Source organism: Pseudomonas sp. COR18 (genome assembly GCF_048568395.1).
GTDB classification, from domain to species: Bacteria; Pseudomonadota; Gammaproteobacteria; order Pseudomonadales; family Pseudomonadaceae; genus Aquipseudomonas; species Aquipseudomonas fuscovaginae_B.
Genome location: NZ_CP183808.1, coordinates 5,473,543 through 5,494,037 on the forward strand (window position 1 = coordinate 5,473,543; position 20,495 = coordinate 5,494,037).

The following is a 20,495-nucleotide window of genomic DNA, read 5'->3' on the forward strand; positions in this document are numbered from 1 at the left end:
CGGCAGCCGGCTAGAAGCGGTAGCCGACTTCCAGCCAGTACTGGCGGCCGATCTCGTAGGTGGTGGTTCCGGAATAGCTGACGATGGGCGACACCTTGTCCAGAACGTTGGTGATGTCCACAGCGGCGAACAGTGCCTGCTCGCGGGCGGTCGGCAGCTCCCAGTACAGGCGTGTGTCCCAGGTGGGGGCGGCCTTGACGGTTGCGGCCTCATACACGTCGTAGGTGGTCAGGCCGCCTTCGGCGTTGGGCAGGCTCGCGGTCTTGCCGGTGTTGACGATCTGCTGGTAGGGCCCGCGATAGCGCAGGAAGTTGCTCCAGGTCAGGTGCAGCGCTGGCAGGTCGGTAATGGTGGTGAGGCGGGCGGTCCAGGGACGGTTGAAGTCGCTGGTGGGCAGTTCGCTGTAGGCGGTCACCTTGCCGTCGTAGATCACATCGTTATCGTCGACTTCCGAGGCGGAGAGCACCTGCTGATAGTCGGTGTGGGTGCTGCGGGTGCGGTTCCAGTCGAGAGCCAGTTGCATCGAGGTCGAGGTCCCCAGGCCCTTGATGCGCCAGTCCGGGCTGACGGTCAGGCTGACGTTGTCGCTCTCGCTTTTGCCCTTGTTGGTGTAGGTGTAGTAGTTGGCGATGGTGGTCACGCCGTCGCCGGTCGGCAGGTCGAGGTTTCTCGCGGTGGAACGCACCACTTGGTCCTTGCCCTGGCGATGCACGTACTTGAGGTCGAAAGTGGTGTCCAGCCAGCGCTGGCTGATGCCCAGCATGACTTCATCGTCGTAGGGGATGTCCAGCTTGCGGAACGAGTTTTCGTCGACGCCATAGTTGACCCAACCGGCGAAGTCCTGAATCGTGGTGCCGGTCGAAGCTCCCCGGGTCCGGCGCCAACGCAGCGACTCGCGACCATCGGCCAGGCGATAGATGAACAGGTTGCGGCCGTAGTAGCGATTCAGGCCGCCGGTCAGTACGGTGGAGCGATCGGCGAATACGTCGTATTCGGCCGAGAACCGTGGTGCCAGGGTTTTCTTCTCCATGTAGTCGTCGGCGTCCAGGCGCAGGCCCGGACGCAGGGTCAGCTTGCCCAGTTCGATCTTGTCCTGGGCAAACAGGCCATAGCGTCGCTCGGTCAGCTCGATCTTGCCTTCACGGTAGTAGTTCAGGTTGCGAAAGTATTGGCGGGTCAGGGCGCCAAGGGCATTCCTGGAGATCGAGCAGTACTCGCTGTCGAGGGCACCGCTGGCGGTATTGCAGGTCAGGCTGCCGTTGGAGGCGCCCACTCCAAGGGTGGTCGCGGTCCAGACGTCGCCCGGGCGTTCGTAGGTGGCGGTCTGTTGGCTCAGCTCCAGGCCGGTCTGGAAATTGTGCGTGGTGCCCCAGAGCTGCACCGGCAGCCAATCCGCCTTGAGACTGTAGGTCGCACCGACCTGGGTCTGGGTCAATTCGCCCATGCCGCCCTCGGCGCTGGTGGCGGCGGTGCTCAGTACGCCGTTGCGATAAGGGTTGCCCCAGTTCTTGGCTTCGGACCAGCGCCAGGCCTTGTAGACGTTGCTGTCTGAGGTACGCGAGCTTTCCAGGTTGGTGTAGGCGAGCTTGTGGGTGTAGGTCGCCTGGTCGCCGAGCCAGATCGCCTGCAGCGACGCCTGGTAGCCACCCTGGTGAATCACCGTCGCCGAGTTGCGGGTATTGGCGCGAAAGTATTCACCCTCTTGCGGAGCATGGGTGAGGTTGAACCGGGTTTCGAGACGGTCGCTGGGGTTCCAGAAGCCCTTGAGCACATAATTGTCGATCTGCCGGCGTTGATCATGCTTGCCGTCGTCGGTGCCGCTCTGGTAGCCGTTGTCGTAGGCATTGAGCGGGATGATCGAGGTCTTGCGGGAGAAGTTCGCCATCAGGCCGAAGTTCTCGGTCAGGTGCCCCTCAAGGGTGGCCTTGTAGGTGAACTTGCGAAATTCCGGCTGGTTCTGCGCATCGCTCGACTGCTCGAAGGCATTGCGCTGGTCGTCGGCGATGTGGAACTGGGTCCAGGACGAGCGGGTCATGCTCATCGATACCTTGCCGTGCAGGTCTTCGGTCGGGCGGCGGGTGATCGCGTCGACCACCCCTCCGTTGAAACCGCCGAATTCGGCCGGCACGTTGCTGTCGTAGACCTTCACCGATTCCAGTTGGTCGGCATCCAGGGCGATGCCGTGGGCCCGGCTGGGCAGGCCCTCAATGCTGTTGTAGTCGTTCCAGGTATGGCTGCCGGGGTCCAGGTCGTTGTTGATGCTGATCCCGTCGATCATGAAGTTGTTCTGGTAGTACTTGGCGCCGTTGATGCTGATGTCCGCCGGGTCGATTTCACCGGCGGTGTTGGAGCTTTTTTCATCGGCGCGGAATTTCACGCTGGGGTGCATCTGCAGCAGGGTGGTGATGTCGCCATTGGCACCGGGGAAGGCTTCGATGGCGCGGCGGTCGATCACCGTTTCGCCCTGGAAGCCGCTTTCCTGGGGGGTACCCAGCACCACGATGTTTTCGGTGACCAGTACTTCGTGGGTGCTCTGGCGATAGGCCTCGGTCACCGGGATTTCTTCGAGGATCAGCGTGTCGGCAGCCGGGTTCAGGTGCCAGCGCACACCGCTGCCGTGCAGCAGGTCGACCAGCGCGTCGCGGGCCGAGAGGGTGCCACGGGCACCGACGGAATCGCGGTTGCGCAGCAGGGCGCTGTCGCTGCTGATCTGGATGCCAGCCTGCTGGCCGAAGGCGATCAGGGCGCCGGCCAGCGATTGCGCGGGGATGTCGAAATCGAAGCGCTGTTCCAGGCGTTGGCCCATGGAGAGCGGCTTGACGTCGTCGGCGCAGACACTGGCACTCATCAGCGCACCCACCAGCCCCATGGCCCCCAACCATTGGCCGGAACGGCCGAGCAGGGGTTTGTCGGTCGATCGGGCGAAAGGCGCCGTCCTGGAAATCGTCATGTATTGCTACTCCCCGTTGCATTGCCGAACGCATACGCGAACTAAAATGCGAACGCATCTCAAATGCGTTGCAGGCAAATGACGCAGTGCTTCGGGAAATTTTCAGAAAATAGTGAAAATAATTTCAGGCGGGTTGCATGGAGGGTTGGCGGGCCGGCAAATGACCGGCCCGCCCACGGGCTCAGGAGCGCGAGATGACCCAGAGATAATCGGACCAGGTCCGCAGTTGGCCACCATGGGCCTGGACCAGGGCCCGCAGCGCCGCTTGCGGGTTGCGCAGGTCGTAGACGCCGGTGACCTTTTCGGCGGCCAGGCTGTCGTCGGACAGCAGGATGAGCCCGTGATGGTAGCGACGCAGCTGGTTCACCAATTCGCCGATGCTCTGGTCATCGGCGACCAGTTGCCCCTTGCGCCAACTGGCGATCTGGGTCGACTGCAGGTGATTGCGTTGCAGGCGTCCGGCACCGTAGTCCAACTGCACTTGGTCACCCGCGGTCAGGACGTTGTCCAGGGCATCGGTCTGCAGGCGTTCGTCGCTGACCCTGACCGAGCCATGGGCCACGGCGACGTTCAACTGGCCGGGCGCCAGGCGCACCTCGAAGGCGGTGCCGGTTACCTGTACGGCGCCGCTGCCGGCCGTGACGGTGAAGGGGCGTTGCGGGTCCGGGGTGACATCGAAGTAGGCTTCGCCACGCAGCAGTTCGACCCTGCGTCGGCCCTCGTTGAAGTGGTTGGCCAGGGCGCTGTCGCTGCCAAGGGTGACCCGGGTGCCGTCGCTGAGCTGCACCAGGCGCATCTCGCCCACACCGCTGGTGTAGTCGGCACGCCAGCTGGGCAACAGCGGCAACAGCGCCAGCACCAGCACGGCGGCCACTGCCGTGCCGATCCAGGCCCGGCGCCGGGTGCGAGGCGTACGCCGGATCGGCTGCGCGGCGGCGGGTGGTTGGCGGGCCGCTTTCGGGGCGGGGCTCCAGTGCCCGGCATAACGGGGAGACAGGCCGCCGCCCAACCGCCAGACGCGCTCGGCCTTGCGCCACGCGGCGGCATGCTCGGGGGCGGCAGCCTGCCAGGCGGCACAGGCCGCTTGCAGAGCGGTATCGTCCGGGGCTTGCTGGACGCGTTCGAGCCAGTCGAGGGCGGTATTCCAGACCGGATCGTCGGCGAGGGAGGCCTTCATTGGCACACGGTCCTTGCTGGCTTGGTGGGCGATCATTGTCGCATTACTCATCGCCATCTCCCAGTCGCTCGGCACAATGGGTCAGCGCGGCGCGCACCAGCGAGTGCGCCAGGCCTACGGAAATGCCCAGGTGGCTGGCGATCTGCTGGAGGGTGCAACCGCCCAGCCGATGCATCTCGAAGGCGATGCGGGTGCGTTCGGGCAGTTCGGCCAGGGCGTCTTCCAACTGGCTCAGTTCGTCCTGATGATACAACTGGTGTTCGGGCGACGGTGTGTCGGCGGCCAGGGTTTCCAGCAGTTCGGCGCCGTCGGGCTGGTACTTGTCGCTGTGCAGGCGTCGGGTCAGGTCGAGAGCCAGGTTGCGCACGATGCGGTAGAGGTAGGCGACGGGGCGCTGGACAGGTCGGGTATCGCGCCCGTCGAAGCGCAGCCAGGCATCCTGCACCACATCCTCGGCCTGGGCCTGACCGCCGACGATAGGCGCGGCATAGTCGACCAGGGCCTGGCGATTGGCGAGATAGATATCGAGCTTGGAGTCTGGCTCGGCCATGGGAAAAGTAGAGGCGCCCTGAAAGTGAGTCATGAACAGCGGGCGCGACTTTACTAGTATTGAGAAGTATTATCAATTGAAGTCTTGCCCATCAGCGAACGCGATGGGCAGGACTTCAGGCGTGGAGCATCAGCTGACGACCCGATAGCACGGCTCATAGGCCGCGCCACCCGGCAGTTTCATCCGGTGCTGGGCGACAAAGGCCTGCAGCAGTTGGTCCAGCGGCCGCATCACCTCGGCATCGCCGTGGATCTCGTACGGACCATGTTCCTCGATCAGGCGGATGCCCTTGTCCTTGACGTTGCCGGCGACGATGCCGGAGAACGCCCGACGCAGGTTGGCCGCCAGTTCGTGGGGCGGCTGGTTGCGGTGCAGCTTGAGGCTGGACATGTTGGCGTGGGTCGGGTCGAACGGGTGCTGGAAGCCCTCGTCGATCTTCAGCAGCCAGTTGAAGTGGAAGGCGTCGTTGCGCTCGCGGCGGAACTGCTTGACCGCCTTGAGGCCCTGGGCCATTTCCCGGGCGACCTGCGCCGGATCGTCGATGATGATCCGGTAGTGCCTGTACGCCGCCTCACCCAGGGTCGCACCGACGAAGGCATGCAGTTGCTGCAGGTAGGCCTCGGCGCTTTTCGGTCCGGTGAGAATCACCGGGAACGGCAGGTCGTGGTTGTCCGGGTGCATGAGGATGCCCAGCAGGTAGAGGAACTCCTCCGCGGTGCCGGCGCCGCCCGGGAAGATGATGATGCCGTGGCCGACCCGCACGAAGGCCTCCAGGCGCTTCTCGATGTCGGGCATGATCACCAGTTCGTTGACGATCGGGTTCGGCGCCTCGGCGGCGATGATGCCCGGCTCGGTCAGGCCCAGGTAGCGGCCGGTGGTGATGCGCTGCTTGGCGTGGGAGATGGTCGCGCCCTTCATCGGCCCCTTCATCACGCCCGGGCCGCAGCCGGTGCAGATATCCAGGCTGCGCAGGCCCAGTTCGTGACCGACCTTCTTGGTGTACTGGTATTCCTCGCTGCTGATCGAGTGGCCACCCCAGCACACCACCATCTTTGGCTCCAGGCCAGGGCGCAGGGTTCGGGCGTTGCGCAGCAGGTGGAAGACGTAGTCGGTGATGCCCTGGGAGCTTTCCAGGTCGATGCGCTGGCTGCCCAGCTCGTTCTCGGTGTAGACGATATCGCGCAGGGCGCTGAAGAGCATTTCCCGGGTGCTGGCGATCATCTCGCCGTCGACGAAGGCGTCCGCCGGGGCATTGAGCAGTTCCAGGCGTACGCCACGGTCCTGCTGGTGAATACGGATCTCGAAGTCCTTGTAGGCTTCGAGGATGGTCTTGGCATTGTCGACATGGGCGCCGGTGTTGAGGATGGCCAGGGCGCACTGGCGGAACAGGGCGTAGATGCTGCCGGAGCCGGCTTCGCTCAGTTGCTGCACTTCACGCTGGGACAGGGTTTCAAGGCTGCCTTTGGGGCTGACCGAGGCATTGATTACGGATCGTTGGGTCATTCTCTATTCCATTAAAGCAACGCGGCCGGAGGGTAATGCACCGGTAGCGTCAGAAAGGCCGGCGCCGACCGATGTCGGGCGCCAGGGATGAGGCGGAAGGTATTCAAGTGCGCTGTACCGCCACGCATTTGATCTCCACCAGCAGGCCGGGGTGCGCCAGTTCCGGGACGCCGATTGACGTCCAGGCACAGTGCCCGCGCGGAAAAACACGATTCTTGACCTCTCGGAAGATCGCCAGGTGCTGGCTCATATTGACATGATAGGTGGTCATGTCGACCACGTCGTCAAAGCTGCAGCCGCCGGCTGCCAGTACCAGGCGCAGGTTTTCCCAGCAGGCGAGAAACTGGGCCTCGGGGTCCTGGATCACTTCCAGTGCCGCGGTTCGACCGACCTGTCCTGCGCAATACAGCGTCGTTCCGACCTTGACGGCGGGCGCGTAGCCGGCGCGTTCGACGATGTTCTGCATGGACGCTGGAACGATGATTTCGCGGTCTGCCATGGGCGGTTTTCCTGGTAGCTCTGAAAGCGGGCACTCGAGAAAGTGCCCTAGCATAGCTAAATCGCGCGCCCAGGTATGCCCCATTGCCGGGGCGGGAGGGGTAGAGGGTTCAAGGGTACACGACACCCAGTTGCAGCTCGGCGCACAGGCCGCCGCCTTCACGGTTGCTCAGGGTCAGCGAACCGCCCAGGGCCACCGCCAGTTGCTGGGCGATCGCCAGGCCCAGGCCGGTCCCGCCGGTGCTGCGATTGCGCGAGCTTTCCACTCGATAGAACGGCTTGAGCACTTCCTGCAATTCCGCTTCGGCGATGCCGGGGCCGCGGTCGAGGACCAGGATCGAGATGCCCTGGTGGGCCCTGGAGCGCACTTCCAGCTGCGCGGCACCGGCGAACTTCAGGGCGTTGTCCACCAGGTTGACCAGCACCCGGCGCAGGGCATGGGGGCGGACCTCGATCAGCGCGCCGTTCTTGCCCGTCAGTTCCACGGCCTGGCCGGTGTCCTGGTAGTCGAACACCAGGCTGTCGAGGAACGAGTCCAGGTCGATGCGGCAACTGAGTTCGGTCGCGCCATGTACGCTGCGGGCATAGGCGACGCCTTCGCGGACCAGGTGCTCGATTTCTCCCAGGTCCTGCCAGAGCTTGTCTTTCTCCGGCGATTCGTCCATGAATTCGGCGCGCAGTTTCATGCGGGTGATCGGCGTCTGCAGGTCATGGGAAATCGCCGCCAGCAGTTGCATGCGTTCCTTGAGGTAGTCGGCGATGCGCTTTTGCATGGCGTTGAACGCCGTGGCGGCATGGACCACTTCCGAGGGGCCGCTTTCGTCCAACTGCACGCCGTGGGTGTTGGGGTCGAGGTTCTCCACCGCCTGGGCCAGGCGGGTCAGCGGGCGCACGGCGATCCGCACGGCCAGCCAGGTGCAGCCGAGCATCAGTAGCAGTTGCCCGACCAGCACCGCTGGCAGCCAGGGTGACATCGGGGCCAGGGACGGGCGCACGTCGATGGTCACCGGGCTGCCGTCCTTGAGGGTCAGGTGGGCCTGGAAGTGTTTCACTGGCCCTGGAATGTCGCTGAAGGTCACCGGGTAGTCCGGGCCGAGGGCTTCCTCGATCGACGGCACGGCGATCGGCAAGTCGCCCGGACTCATGGGCACGCCGTGGCTGCCTTCGTCGAGCAGGTAGCCGTAGTTCTTGCGTGCCAGGCGTGGCAGCCAGCTTTCGCGTTCGACCGCCGGCAGCCGTTCGAGAATGGCGATGGAGGTCGAAACGTCAGTCTCCAGGTTGCCGAGCATGGCGTTCTTGGCGCTTTCGTAGCGTTCATAGGATTGCGCGCCGAACGACAGCGCCTGGGCCAGGATCAGGCACACCAGGAAGATCAGCGACAGTCGCGAGGCGAGGGTGCGCGGCCAGTGCAGCACGCGCCTCATGCCTCGGCACCCAGCAGTTCCACCGGCAGCGAGAACACATAACCTTCGCTGCGCACGGTCTTGATGTAGGCCGGTTCGCGGGCGTCATCCAGCAGGCGCTGGCGCAGGCGGCTGACCAGCAGGTCGATGGAGCGGTCGAACAGGTCGGCGTCGCGGCCCTGGGTGAGGTTGAGCAACTGGTCGCGGTTGAGCACCCGTTGCGGATGATCGAGGAATACCCGCAGCAGGCGGTATTCGGCACCGCTCAGGGCGACCATGGTGCCGTCCTGGTCGAGCAGGTGGCGGGCGGTGGTGTCCAGCTTCCAGCGTCCGAAGCCCAGCAGGCGGCCGCTTTCGGTGACCACCAGGTTGGGTGGCAGCATCCGTGTGCGGCGCAGCACGGCATTGATCCGTGCCAGCAGTTCGCGGGCGGCGAAGGGCTTGACCAGGTAGTCGTCGGCACCCATTTCAAGGCCGATGATGCGGTCGGTTTCGTCGTTGCGCGCGGTCAGCATCAGCACCGGGGTGGTCTTGTGCTTGCCGGCACGCAGCTCGCGGCACAGCAGCAGGCCGTCGTCGCCGGGCATCATGATGTCGAGCACGATCAGGTCCACCGGGGTGGTTTCCAGGAAGGCGCGCATCTGCCGGCCATCGGCGACGACCGTGGTGCGCAGGCCGTTCTTCTTCAGGTAGTTGCCGACCAGTTCCCTGATTTCCCGGTCATCGTCAACGATCAAGATGTGATCGACATGTTCCATCGGTCCGACCTCTGTCAAAAATGGTTAGGGCGCAGTCTAGCGACAAGCGCCGCGCTTGCCTGCCACGCTTTGTATTGCAGTGTATCTGGCGGGCGACGGATACATGGATATGCAAAAAAGTCGGCTCATGGGCGAACGCGCTGATCATCCTCGGCAAAATCCGGCTGGCCTGCGTTCGGCATCGGTGTGTATCGCACTGTATCCGACGGCGCTCCAGACACTTGAGCTTTAGCAGCGACCTGTTTGCGACACACAGGGGACACCTGGCGGGCATTCAATGAGCCCCATCGAGGCAACGGTACTCGACCTCACTGAAGCCAACCAGAAGGAAATGACCATGAACAGCAAAGCCCTCTTCGCCGCCTGCCTGTTTGCCGCCCTGAACGTCTGCACCCTGTCGGCCCGCGCCGAGTCCCTGGGCCAGTCGCAGACTGAAACCTACCGCTATGGCAGCCACCTGGACGTGCGCAAGGTGCTGTCCCTGAGCCAGGACGAAGGGCCGGAGTGCAGCGTGGTCAACGCCCGGATGACCTACCTCGATTCCCGGGGCGAACAGCACATCCTGGCCTACCGCAAGTTTTCCGATATCTGCCACGAGGGGAGTTGAGCCTTGGAACGTTTCGCCCTGGCCGTGTTTGGCCTTTTACTTCTGATACGAGAGTGCATGCCATGAACCACGTGAGAACCTACCTGAGTGCGATCGCCTTTTCCCTGGCCGGTGCCGCCGTACACGCTGATGCCGCGACCGAAAAACGCCAGTGCCCCGACGGCCAGTGCTTCCAGCTGACACCGGTGGGCGAGCAGCAGACGGCGCCACTGCTGGGTGAGAACGGCTCCAGCCGCACGCCGCAAGGGCGTTACCTGGAAGAAATGCAGGCCTGATGCACACCCGCGCCACCGCTTGTCCCGTATCGGGCGAGGGGTGGTGGGCAAGCCCTGACGGATAGAAGGGGGATGATTGGTGGTTAAAAAAAAGCTACTGCACAGGGAGTGCAGTAGCTGAAGTCTTAACCAAAGGATGATGAAGAAGAGTATGGCCCAATGACCGTTCCGGCAGCGTGCCGAAAACCGCTTGAGGCATAACTTTGCCATCGGGGAGCACGGTATCATCGTCCCCTGGTTATCGCTTATCAGCTGCATCAATAGTGATTATTGATACAAAACTGCCCGATTGTATCGAGTAGCGTGTTAGATGCAGCCCCGCTGTGTTCAGCGCTCCCCGAAAAGAGGAGCAGCGGGCCAGGGTCTGGGCGACCTGGCGTTGCGGCCCGATGTAGCTGAAGGTCAGGGTCTTCCAGTCGAGCAAGGCAGGGGCTTTTGCCTTCCCCGATGACAACCGATGTTGTAAAAGCAGTGACGCATGGGCTTTTCGAGCGTCTACGACTAGAATCCGCGACGTTATCATCACCAGCGTCGATACAGGCCTAAGAGAAAAGGGGACCTTATGATCATCAAACCACGCGTTCGTGGCTTTATCTGTGTGACCACTCATCCGGTGGGCTGCGAAGCCAATGTCAAGCAACAGATTGACTACGTCACCCAGCAAGGCCCGGTCAACGACGGACCGAAGAACGTCCTGGTGCTCGGCGCCTCTACCGGCTATGGCCTGGCTGCACGTATCACCGCCGCATTCGGTTGCGGCGCCAAGACCCTCGGCGTGTTCTTCGAGCGTGAGGGCGACGAAGGCAAGCTGGGCACCGCCGGCTGGTACAACAGCGCCGCGTTCCACAAGTTCGCCGAGGCCGAAGGCCTGTACGCCAAGAGCATCAACGGCGATGCCTTCTCCGACGAGGTCAAGCGCCTGACCATCGAAACCATCAAGCGCGACCTGGGCAAGATCGACCTGGTGGTCTACAGCCTGGCGGCTCCGCGTCGTACCGACCCGAAAACCGGTGAAGTCTACAGCTCGACGCTCAAGCCGATCGGCAAGTCGATCACCCAGCGTGGCCTGAACACCGACAAGGAAGTGGTTGCCGAAACCACCCTGGAGCAGGCGACCGAGGAAGAAATCGCCGGTACCGTCAAGGTCATGGGTGGCGAGGACTGGCAGCTGTGGATCGACGCGCTGGACGAAGCCGGCGTGCTGGCCGAAGGCGCCAAGACCACCGCCTTCACCTACCTGGGTGAGAAGGTCACCCACGACATCTACTGGAACGGTTCCATCGGCGCGGCCAAGAAGGACCTGGACCAGAAGGTCCTGAAGATTCGCGAGCGCCTGGCCGCCAAGGGCGGTGACGCCCGTGTGTCGGTACTCAAGGCCGTGGTTACCCAGGCCAGCTCGGCCATCCCGATCATGCCGCTGTACCTGTCGCTGCTGTTCAAGGTGATGAAGGAGCAGGGCGTTCACGAAGGCTGCATCGAGCAGGTCTATGGCCTGTACAAGGACAGCCTGTACTCGCCGACCCCGATCCTCGACGAAGATGGCCGCCTGCGCGCCGACTACAAGGAGCTGGCCCCCGAGGTGCAGGACCTGGTCGCCAAGCTGTGGAACGAGGTGACCACCGAGAACCTCAACGAATTGACCGACTTCGCCGGCTACAAGGCCGAGTTCCTGCGCCTGTTCGGTTTCGGTATCGAAGGTGTGGACTACGACGCCGACGTCAGCCCGGACGTGGCGATCGCCAACCTGATCCAGGCTTGAGTCGCGCCTGAGGCATCGATCGACCCGTGCGGTGAGCCGCACGGGTCATTGCCTGAAGCCGATCGCAGGTGCCATGCCCGGCGCCTGCGACTCACCCCCTCCCTCCACGGGCTGCCGCCCGACGCCGTCGCTGCCGTTTTCAATCCGCCAGCCGTTGCATCTTCGCCCAGTGTCCCGGCGCCAGGCCGAAGGTACTGCGGAATTGCCGGGTCATGTGGCTCTGGTCGGCGAACCCGGCCATCAACGCCGCCTCGCCCAGCGAACGGCCCTGTGCCAGTAACGAGCGCACCAGGTCCAGCCTGCGCATGCTCAGGTAACGATAGGGGCTGGTGCCGAACAACAGGCGGAAATCCCGGCTCAGGGCCCAGCGATCGCGGCCACTGTGCTCGGCCAGTTCGTCGAGGGTCACGGTACGGTCCAGTGCGCTGTGAATGAACTCGCGGGCGCGTTCCGCCGCCTGGTAGTCGAAGCTGCGCCGCTGGATCGGTGCGCCACAGACGGCATTGAGTGCGTGGGCCAGTTCGAAGATCGCATCCTGCTCCTGCAGTGGGTCGAGGGCATGGTCCATGTTCTGCAGCAGGGTTTCGGTGGCGATCCGCAGGCGTGGGTCGGCGCTCAGCCCGCCGGGGACGAAGGGCAGGGGCTGGCCGCCCAGCGCGGCCTGGATCAGCGACGGCTGGAGGTAGATCATCCGGTACTGGAAGCCGTGGTGGGTGCCGGCATGGCCATCGTGGACTTCATCCGGGTGCAGCACCATGGTCCCGCCGGGCAGGCTGTGGCGCTGGCTGCCGCGGTACTTGAAACTCTGCACACCGGCCAGCGTCCGGCCAATGGCATAGGTGTCATGGCGATGGGGGCTGAAACGGTGGCCATGGAAGAATGCTTCGAAACGCTCCATATGGCTGGTCTGCGGTGCGCGCTGCACCCAGTCGACGCTCGGCGTGTGTGTGCCCATGGTCCTGCCTGTTTTTATCTCTTTATTACCGGCCTGATAGTAAAGGAAAACGCCGGCAGGCGCCGCTTTGCCGCAGGCTTGCGGTTTTGCCCGACGGGTCGGGCAGGCCCGGGTCTGTTAGAATCGCAGGACTTTGATACTGCGAGGTTGACCGATGAGCGAACCGATTCGCCTGACCCAGTACAGCCACGGTGCGGGCTGTGGCTGCAAGATTTCGCCCCAGGTGCTGGAAGTGATCCTGGCCGGCAGCGGGGCCCAGAACCTCGACCCGAAACTCTGGGTCGGCAACGCCTCGCGGGACGATGCGGCGGTGTACGCCATCGATGAAGAGCGCGGCGTGGTTTCGACCACCGACTTTTTCATGCCGATCGTCGATGACCCCTTCGACTTCGGCCGGATTGCCGCGACCAATGCCATCAGCGACATCTACGCCATGGGCGGCGACCCGTTGATGGCCATTGCGATTCTCGGCTGGCCGGTGAACGTGCTGCAGCCGGAGATCGCTCGCGAGGTGATTCGCGGCGGGCGCGCCGTGTGCGACGCCGCCGGCATCCCGCTGGCCGGCGGGCATTCGATCGATGCGCCCGAGCCGATCTTCGGCCTGGCCGTTACCGGGCTGGTAGACAAGCGCAACATGAAGCGCAACGACACCGCCACGGCCGGCAGCATCCTGTACCTGACCAAGCCCCTGGGCATCGGTGTGCTGACCACCGCGGAAAAGAAAGGCAAGCTGCGCAGCGAAGACGTCGGCGTGGCCCGTGACTGGATGTGCACCCTGAACAAGCCGGGCAGCCGTTTCGGCAAGTTGGCCGGGGTGAGCGCCATGACCGACGTCACCGGTTTCGGCCTGCTCGGCCATCTGGTGGAAATGGCCGACGGCAGTGGCCTGACCGCCCGTATCGTGTACGAGCAGGTACCGCGCCTGGCGACGGTCGAGTACTACCTGGAGCAGGGCTGCATTCCTGGCGGTACACTGCGCAACTTCGACAGTTATGCCAGCAAGGTCGGCCCGCTGCGTGAGCTGCACAAGCGTGTGCTGTGCGACCCGCAGACCAGCGGCGGCCTGCTGGTGGCCGTCACTCCCGAAGGGCAGGCGGAGTTCCTTGCCGTTGCCGCCGAGTTGGGCCTGAGCCTTGAGCCCATCGGTCAACTGGTGGAGCGACAGAGCCATGCGGTAGAGGTGTCCTGATGCCAGGCGATATCACCGACTACCGCACACTGTTTCTCGACGATGTACCGATGATGGATGCCCGGGCCCCGGTCGAGTTCGCCAAGGGCTCCTTCCCCGGGGTGGTCAATCTGCCACTGATGAACGACCTGGAGCGTCAGCGGGTCGGTACCTGCTACAAGCAGCACGGCCAGCAGGCGGCCATTGCCCTCGGACACCAGTTGGTGTCCGGCGAGGTCAAGGCCGCCCGGCTGCAGGCCTGGGTCGACTTCACCCAGGCCCACCCGGACGGGGTGTTGTACTGTTTTCGTGGCGGCCTGCGTTCGCAGATCGTCCAGCAATGGCTCAAGCAGGACGCGGGCATCGACTACCCGCGAGTGGGCGGTGGCTATAAGGCCATGCGGACCTTCCTGATGCAGACCGTCGAGCAGGCGGTGGAGCAGGCCGACTTCGTGCTGCTGGGGGGCATGACCGGCACCGGCAAGACCGACGTCATCCTTCAGTTGAGCAACAGCCTCGACCTGGAAGGGCACGCCAACCATCGCGGCTCCAGCTTCGGCAAACGGGCCACCGGGCAGCCGTCCAACATCGACTTCGAGAATCGCCTGGCGGTGGATCTGCTGAAGAAGCGTGCCCGCGGTATCGAGCAGTTCGTGGTCGAGGACGAGAGCCGCATGGTCGGGCGTTGCGCCTTGCCGCTGGCGTTGTACCAGGGCATGCAGCGCTTTTCCATGGTCTGGCTCGAGGACAGTCTGGAGAGCCGCGTCGAACGCATCCTGCGCGATTACGTGGTGCAGCTCTGCGCGGAGTTCATTGCCGTTCATGGTGAGCACGGCTTCAGGCTGTTCAGCGAGCGTTTGTTGGGCAGCCTGGACAACATCCACAAGCGCCTGGGCGGCGAGTGCCATGGGCGGATGCGGGCACTGATGGTCGATGCCCTGGTCGAGCAGGAGCGTACCGGTAACGTCGAGTTGCACCGGGCGTGGATTCTGGGGCTGCTCAACGAGTACTACGACCCGATGTACGTGTTCCAGCGCGAGAAGAAAGGCGTGAGGATCGAGTTCGCGGGCGATCAGGCAGCGGTACTGGAGTATCTCGGGACCCGCACTCGACGCTGAGCGTTCGCCTGTAGGCGCCGGGCTTGCCCGCCAATGGGATCTTGAGGCCGCCCAAGGCTTCGCGGGCAAGCCCGGCTCCTACCGACAGAGTCCGGGCCTGCCCTCTACAGGGCAGGGGTCGGTCAGAGCACTGTCCACGCGACCAGACCGCTGACAATCCCGACCAGCATGGTCAGCACCGCCACGGTCACCAGCACCCGGGCATCGAAGTCCTTGCGCAGCATCAGCAGCGACGGCAGGCTGATGCTCGGCAGGGTCATCAGGAGCGCCACCGCCGGTGCGGTGCCCAGGCCGAGGGTCATCATGGTCTGCACGATCGGGATTTCCGCCGCCGTCGGGATCACGAACAGCGTCCCGACCACCGCCAGTGGCACCAGCCACAGCAGGCTGTTGCTCATGGCACCGTCGACATGGGGGAACAGCCAGACCCGCGCCGCGCCGAGCAGCAGCACCGCCAGGATGTAGATCGGGATAGTGCTCCAGAACAGTTGCCAGAGGGTCTTGCCCCAGCGTGCGAAGAAGTGCTGATCGCTCGCCGTGCTGGCCTCGACCACCGCTTCCACGGCCGGCTCCGGCAGGGTATCGGGCCGGGCCACCCGCTGGGCGATCAGCGACACGCCGAGCACCAGCACCAGGCCGGCCACCAGGCGGATCGCGCTGAAGCCCCAGCCGAGCACGAAGCCCATGAACACCAGGGTCGCCGGGTTGAGCACCGGGTTGGCGATCCAGAACGCCAGCGCCGCGCCGACCGAGACATTCTGTCGGCGCAGACCGGCGGCGACCGGTGCCGCACAGCAGGAACACATCATGCCGGGCAGGGCGAACAGCCCGCCGCGCAGGGTCGAGCCGAAACCGGCGCGGCCAAACAGGCGCAACAGCCAGTCACGGGGAATCAATACCTGCAGCAGCGAGCCGAGGATTACCGCCAGCACCGCCGCTTTCCAGATCGCCAGGAAGTACACCTGGGCATAGGCCAGTGCGGCGGCCACCGGTGAGCCCGGATTGTCGTTGATGATCGAGCCGCCGATGCTGTGGCTGTCCGCGGCGACGAAGGCCTTGGCGTAGTAGGGCGACCACTTGACGTAGTACAGGCCGATGGCGGCGATGGCGAGAAACAGCAGCGGTTTCCACCACAGCGACCAGCCCCGGGCAGGGGCGGTGGAGGAGAGTGAAGTCATGGCGAGCGGGCTCTGAAGGAGAGTGAAGGATATCGGGTGAATGATAACCCAGGGGCTGTGCTTCGCCATGTTATCCGGGTGAGATCTGATGTTTCCGGGTCGTCCGATAGCGACCTTTCATCACCGAGACACTGACTGTAAAGCTACAACCTCACGCCATCGGCGGCAGCCGCCGCTTCACCGGTGTCTTCTTGACGATCGCGGTATTGGTCTCCGCATGGCTGTTGAGCCGGTCGAGCAGGGTATCCAACTGCTCCATGTCCCGCACATGCAACCGGGCGATGAAGCAGTCATCGCCCGTGACCTTGTCGCATTCGGTGAACTCGGGAATCGCCTGGATCTGCCGTTCCACCTCGTGCAACTGGCCGGGCAGCGGGCGGATCCGCACGATCGCCTGCAACAGGTAGCCAAAGGAGCGGGGCTCGACCTCCAGGGTGTAGCCCCTGATCACGCCACGTTCTTCCAGGCGGCGCAGGCGCTCGGCAACGCTGGGGGCGGACAGTCCGCTGATCTGCGCCAGGGCCTTGAGCGAGCGCCGGGAGTCTTCCATCAGCGCCGTGAGCAGGAGTTGGTCAATTGCGTCGGTCATTTTGGTCTCGTAAGGTAAAAACGGCAGTCAACCTTGATCATAAAGGCAAAATCGCAGTTTAGCCTTTTATAGTCACTGGAGACGCCGTTGTGGCGCTTGGCATACTTTCGCCATCTGCCAAGGAGCTCAATCATGTCTCAATCACTGCATCGCGGGTCGCTGGAAATGGTCGCGGCCATGCTGATTTCCGGAACCATCGGCTGGTTCGTGCTGGTGTCCGGCCAGCCGGTACTCGATGTGGTGTTCTGGCGCTGCCTGTTCGGTGCGCTGACTCTGCTGGCGATCTGCGCCGTCATGGGCTTTCTGCGCCCGGGCATCCTGAGCCGCACCACCTTCCTGCTGGCGGTGCTCAGCGGGGTGGCGATCGTCGGCAACTGGGTGCTGTTGTTCGCGTCCTATTCCCGTGCCTCGATCGCCATCGGCACGGCGGTCTACAACGTCCAGCCGTTCATGCTGGTGGGGCTGGCGGCGCTGTTTCTCGGCGAGAAGATCACCGCGCAGAAGCTGTTCTGGCTGGGCCTGGCCTTTGCCGGAATGCTGGCGATCGTCAGTGCCCATGGCCAACAGGGTGAAAGTGGCGGCGATTACCTGCTGGGCATCGTGCTGGCGCTCGGGGCCGCGCTGCTGTATGCCTTTGCCGCGTTGATCATCAAGCGTCTGGCCGGTACGCCGCCGCACCTGATCGCGTTGATCCAGGTGGCCACCGGCACCCTGCTGCTGGCGCCCTGGGCGAATCTGTCGGTGCTGCCGGTCGGGGCCAGTGCCTGGGGCAGCCTGGTGACCCTGGGCATCGTTCACACCGGGGTGATGTACGTGCTGCTGTATGGCGCGATCCAGAAACTGCCGACGGCGTTGACCGGCGCCCTGTCGTTCATCTACCCGATCGCGGCGATCCTCGTCGACTGGTTTGCCTTCGGCCATCGCTTGCAGCCGCTGCAGTGGCTGGGGGTGACGGCGATCCTGCTGGCGGCGGCCGGCATGCAACAGGGCTGGACGCCCTGGAGCCGCCGGGTCGTCGCCCGGGGTTGACTGCCCCCCTGCGGGAGCCGGGTCCCACAGGCACAGTGGCATGGCACAAGCCCGGTGGGGGCATCGATCAGGCGCGATAGCGGGCTGCCGGCAATATCTGCATGTAGTTGGGCAGCATTGCCTGGCGCGCCGCTTCCAGAGCCTGCCACTGGGTTTCGTCCGGCAACGGTGGGATGGTCACGGTTTCGCGACGATCGAAGCCCACCAACGCCGCATCCACCAGGTCTTCGACTTCCATCACCGCCTGCAGGTCCTCGATCCGCTTGCCGGAGCGCTCCCAGATTTCGGTGCGGGTGGCGGACGGCAGGACGGCCTGGACATACAGCCCCTTGGCGCCCAGCTCGATGTTCAGGCCCTGGCTCAGGAACAGCACGAACGCCTTGCTCGCCCCGTAGACGCTCATTTGAAGCTCCGGCGCCAGGCCCACCACCGAGGCGAGGTTGATGATCGAGCCGCCACCGCTGCGGGCCAGGCGCGGGGCGATGGCATTGCTCAGGCGGGTGAGGGCGGTGATGTTGAGGGTGATGATCTGGTTGACCAGCTCCGGCGTCTGTTCGATGAAACTGCCGGCGCCACTCATGCCGGCGTTGTTGACCAGGATACCGATGCTGGCGTCGTCCCTGACCCGCGCCTCGATCCCGGCCAGTTCGCTGGCATCGGTGAGGTCGGCCTGCAGCACCTCCACGTTCGTCCCGGTTTCCGCGCGCAGGCGTTCAGCCAGCGATTCCAGGCGTGACTTGTCCCGGGCGACCAGCACCAGGTCGTGTCCGCGTTTGGCGAAACGGTCGGCATAGACGGCACCGATACCGGTGGAAGCGCCCGTGATCAGGACGGCGGGTTTGATGGTCATGGCGGGAATCCTCGTTGGCTGAATTTAAACATGATGATCATCATGTTTATTAAATATGATGTTCGTCATGTATACTGTCAAGCCTGTCAACGGAGGTTCGGATGAAAGTCAGTCGCGAGCAGGTTGCGCAAAACCGCCTGAAGATCCTTGAAGTCGCCGGCCGACTCTTTCGGGAGCATGGCTACGAGGCGGTCAGCGTCGCCCAGGTGATGAAGGCCGCGGGAATGACCCACGGTGGTTTCTATGGCTACTTCGCCTCGAAGGATGAGCTGGTGGTCGAGGCCCTGGCGCATGTGGCCTCGACCTCGCCGACGGTGGGCGATGACCTGGCCGGCTACATCTCTCGCTACCTGAGCAGCGACCACCGAGAGGATTGCGCGGGCGGCTGCCCGCTGGCCGGGCTGGCCACGGAAACCCGGCGCCAGTCCGCCGAGGCGCGGGCGCAGATGACCCGCAGCATCGGCCGGCAGCTCGAGCGCCTGGCGCAGGGCATGCCAGGCACCTCGACCGAGGAGATCCGGCGTGCCGCCACCGGCAGCCTGGCGACCCTGGTCGGTGCCCTGGTGCTGGCGCGGGTCTGTGACGACCCGCAGTTGGCCGAGCGGCTACTCGACGACAGCCGTGGCTGGCTGCTGGAGAAGAACCGCATCGGCTGATCGCCGCTGCGGGGTTTCCAGCGCCTGCTGCACGCAGCGCAGGGCGAGCAGGGTGGTCGGGTCGACCAGGCTGACCACGCCGCTGTCCAGCACGAAACGTTCGGCATGGGGCAGGATCAGCGGCAGTTCGGTACAGCCGAGGATCAGCACCGAAGCGCCCGCCTGGCACAGGTGGTTGGCGGCTTCGAGCAACTGCTCGCGGCACAGGCCGTCGGTGTGCCCGGCCTTGACCCCGCGTTCGCCGTAGATCGCTGCCATCACCCGTGCCTGCATGGCTGGCTGCGGGACGATCAGTTGCAACCCCCACTGCCGGGCCACGTCGTGGTAGACCCGGCTCTGCACCGTTCCCGACGTTGCCAGCAGGCCGACGCTTTTGCCGGCACCATGCTGCTCGGCGATGTGCCGGATGGTTACGTCGAGCATGTTGATGATCGGTGTCTTCAGATAAGGTTGGATCCGCTCGACGAACGCATGGGCGGTATTGCACGGGATGGCGATGGCATGCGCGCCTTCCTGCTCCAGGCGTTTGCAGGTGGCGTACAGCGCCATGCTCGGGTCGGTGGCCTGGTGCAGCAGGTTGGCGGTGCGGTCGGGGATCTGCGGGTTCTGCTCGACCACCATGCGGATATGCTCCTGGTCCCTGTCCGCCGGTGTGTGGCGGATCACCTTGGCCATGAAGTCGACCGTGGCCGCCGGGCCGACGCCGCCGACGATGCCCAGCTTGAAGCGTGGCGCGGGCGCCGGTTCGCTGGCGTGGATGGCGTAGTCGCTGTAGACCCGGTTGGCATCGAGCAGGGCGATGCCGCGCCGTTGCAGGTCCTGGCTGACCAGTGACAGTTCGGTCAGCCCCGGCAGGATCAGCGCGACGCCCTGCTCCTGCAACTCCACGCAGACCTGGTGCAGGTGTTCCAGCGGCGCCCCGTCGAACTGGCCGTCCTTGATCCCGTCGACGCCGTACATCGCTTCCATCAACCGTGCCTGGTTCTCTGTACCGGGATAGACCAGTTCATGGCGGTCGGCGAAGTAGCGTTCGAACAGCCCGCTGTGGCGCACATAGTCGGAGGTCAGGATACCCAGCCGGCCGCCTTCGGGCAGCGTGCGCTCGACCTGCTGGCGCAGGGCATGCAACAGGTCGAAGACCGGAATGCCCAGCTCGGCCTGGATCTCCTCGCGAAAGGTATGACTGGCAATACACGGCAGCAGGATCGCATCGGCTCCGCCGTTCTCCAGCGACTGGCACATCTGGAAGGCGTAGAACTTGCGCGAGCTCATGCTGGCGTCTCGGTCCAGCGGCAGCAGCACGTCCTTGAACGGGTGCTGCTCGAACAGGAAGTGGTAGCGCCCCTGGTCGGCAAGCACCGGGCGGCTGCTGATCAGCTTATAGAACAGGTCAGCGCCGGCCAGTGAGCCAAGCCCTCCGACAATGCCGAAGGTCTTGCCGGGAGAGGTGGATTTTTTCGCGTTCATGACGG

At 64.3% G+C, this 20,495-nt stretch carries 19 protein-coding genes; 7 read left to right on the plus strand and 12 right to left on the minus strand.

Annotated features, from left to right (window positions below):
• Positions 1–10: 10 nt before the first annotated feature.
• The 7 genes from ACM62G_RS25040 to ACM62G_RS25070 all read right to left on the minus strand — a co-directional run bounded on the left by ACM62G_RS25040 (position 11) and on the right by ACM62G_RS25070 (position 8,839).
• Entirely contained in the window at positions 11–2,950 is a 2,940-nt protein-coding gene (locus tag ACM62G_RS25040; RefSeq protein ID WP_419735849.1) for a TonB-dependent receptor plug domain-containing protein, read from the minus strand.
• A gap of 181 nt (positions 2,951–3,131) precedes the next feature.
• Positions 3,132–4,178 carry a FecR family protein gene (locus ACM62G_RS25045; RefSeq protein WP_273825891.1) on the minus strand — a complete coding sequence of 349 codons (1,047 nt, stop codon included), beginning with the start codon at positions 4,176–4,178 and terminating at the stop codon, positions 3,132–3,134.
• Positions 4,171–4,677 carry a sigma-70 family RNA polymerase sigma factor gene (locus ACM62G_RS25050; protein ID WP_054064418.1) on the minus strand — a complete coding sequence of 169 codons (507 nt, stop codon included), beginning with the start codon at positions 4,675–4,677 and terminating at the stop codon, positions 4,171–4,173. Before ACM62G_RS25050 ends, ACM62G_RS25045 begins: the two co-directional genes overlap by 8 nt.
• Positions 4,678–4,806: 129 nt before the next feature.
• Complete coding sequence (gene ppnN / locus ACM62G_RS25055) at positions 4,807–6,180, minus strand: nucleotide 5'-monophosphate nucleosidase PpnN (protein WP_054057678.1); 1,374 nt, start codon at positions 6,178–6,180, stop codon at positions 4,807–4,809.
• A 103-nt stretch (positions 6,181–6,283) separates the two neighbouring features.
• Entirely contained in the window at positions 6,284–6,679 is a 396-nt protein-coding gene (locus tag ACM62G_RS25060; protein ID WP_273825892.1) for a RidA family protein, read from the minus strand.
• Positions 6,680–6,788: 109 nt separating this feature from the next.
• Positions 6,789–8,102 (minus strand): ATP-binding protein, encoded by a 1,314-nt coding sequence (locus ACM62G_RS25065; protein ID WP_419735850.1) that lies wholly within the window; start codon positions 8,100–8,102, stop codon positions 6,789–6,791.
• Positions 8,099–8,839, minus strand: a complete 741-nt coding sequence (locus ACM62G_RS25070; protein WP_054057681.1) for a response regulator — start codon at positions 8,837–8,839, stop codon at positions 8,099–8,101. The genes ACM62G_RS25065 and ACM62G_RS25070 overlap by 4 nt, the downstream gene beginning before the upstream one ends.
• Positions 8,840–9,176: 337 nt before the next feature.
• Here ACM62G_RS25070 and ACM62G_RS25075 point away from each other — a divergent pair, with 337 nt between their 5' ends.
• The 3 genes from ACM62G_RS25075 to fabV all read left to right on the plus strand — a co-directional run bounded on the left by ACM62G_RS25075 (position 9,177) and on the right by fabV (position 11,480).
• On the plus strand, positions 9,177–9,446 hold the full coding sequence (locus ACM62G_RS25075) for a DUF2790 domain-containing protein (protein WP_419735851.1): 270 nt from the start codon (positions 9,177–9,179) through the stop codon (positions 9,444–9,446).
• A 62-nt stretch (positions 9,447–9,508) separates the two neighbouring features.
• A complete protein-coding gene (locus tag ACM62G_RS25080) occupies positions 9,509–9,721 on the plus strand; it encodes a hypothetical protein (protein ID WP_419735852.1) in 213 nt (70 codons plus the stop codon).
• 562 nt (positions 9,722–10,283) lie between these two features.
• Positions 10,284–11,480 carry an enoyl-ACP reductase FabV gene (gene fabV / locus ACM62G_RS25085; protein WP_054064414.1) on the plus strand — a complete coding sequence of 399 codons (1,197 nt, stop codon included), beginning with the start codon at positions 10,284–10,286 and terminating at the stop codon, positions 11,478–11,480.
• 139 nt (positions 11,481–11,619) lie between these two features.
• Here fabV and ACM62G_RS25090 read toward each other — a convergent pair whose 3' ends face one another.
• Positions 11,620–12,435 carry an AraC family transcriptional regulator gene (locus ACM62G_RS25090; protein WP_054057684.1) on the minus strand — a complete coding sequence of 272 codons (816 nt, stop codon included), beginning with the start codon at positions 12,433–12,435 and terminating at the stop codon, positions 11,620–11,622.
• Positions 12,436–12,589: 154 nt separating this feature from the next.
• Here ACM62G_RS25090 and selD point away from each other — a divergent pair, with 154 nt between their 5' ends.
• Positions 12,590–13,624: a selenide, water dikinase SelD gene (gene selD / locus ACM62G_RS25095; protein WP_273825894.1), complete on the plus strand. Its 1,035-nt coding sequence runs from the start codon at positions 12,590–12,592 to the stop codon at positions 13,622–13,624.
• A complete protein-coding gene (mnmH, locus tag ACM62G_RS25100) occupies positions 13,624–14,721 on the plus strand; it encodes a tRNA 2-selenouridine(34) synthase MnmH (protein ID WP_054064412.1) in 1,098 nt (365 codons plus the stop codon). The genes selD and mnmH overlap by 1 nt, the downstream gene beginning before the upstream one ends.
• Before the next feature lie 122 nt (positions 14,722–14,843).
• Here the strand turns inward: mnmH and ACM62G_RS25105 are convergent, their stop codons facing one another.
• Together ACM62G_RS25105 and ACM62G_RS25110 are read right to left on the minus strand one after the other, a co-directional pair.
• The gene (locus tag ACM62G_RS25105) at positions 14,844–15,899 is read right to left on the minus strand and encodes a permease (protein ID WP_054064411.1); all 1,056 of its coding nucleotides are present in this window, start codon (positions 15,897–15,899) and stop codon (positions 14,844–14,846) included.
• A 151-nt stretch (positions 15,900–16,050) separates the two neighbouring features.
• Positions 16,051–16,488, minus strand: a complete 438-nt coding sequence (locus ACM62G_RS25110) for an Lrp/AsnC family transcriptional regulator (RefSeq protein WP_054061526.1) — start codon at positions 16,486–16,488, stop codon at positions 16,051–16,053.
• Positions 16,489–16,620: 132 nt separating this feature from the next.
• Between ACM62G_RS25110 and ACM62G_RS25115 the strand changes: the two genes are divergently transcribed.
• The gene (locus ACM62G_RS25115; protein WP_054061527.1) at positions 16,621–17,517 is read left to right on the plus strand and encodes a DMT family transporter; all 897 of its coding nucleotides are present in this window, start codon (positions 16,621–16,623) and stop codon (positions 17,515–17,517) included.
• 67 nt (positions 17,518–17,584) lie between these two features.
• Here the strand turns inward: ACM62G_RS25115 and ACM62G_RS25120 are convergent, their stop codons facing one another.
• Positions 17,585–18,367 carry an SDR family NAD(P)-dependent oxidoreductase gene (locus tag ACM62G_RS25120; RefSeq protein ID WP_273825895.1) on the minus strand — a complete coding sequence of 261 codons (783 nt, stop codon included), beginning with the start codon at positions 18,365–18,367 and terminating at the stop codon, positions 17,585–17,587.
• A gap of 101 nt (positions 18,368–18,468) precedes the next feature.
• On the opposite strand from ACM62G_RS25120, the gene ACM62G_RS25125 reads away from it, so the two are divergent.
• Complete coding sequence (locus ACM62G_RS25125) at positions 18,469–19,023, plus strand: TetR/AcrR family transcriptional regulator (protein ID WP_416769208.1); 555 nt, start codon at positions 18,469–18,471, stop codon at positions 19,021–19,023.
• Here ACM62G_RS25125 and ACM62G_RS25130 read toward each other — a convergent pair.
• Positions 18,973–20,490, minus strand: coding sequence for an aspartate/glutamate racemase family protein (locus ACM62G_RS25130; protein ID WP_419735853.1), 1,518 nt, complete (start codon positions 20,488–20,490; stop codon positions 18,973–18,975). The genes ACM62G_RS25125 and ACM62G_RS25130 overlap by 51 nt on opposite strands.
• Positions 20,491–20,495 lie beyond the last annotated feature (5 nt).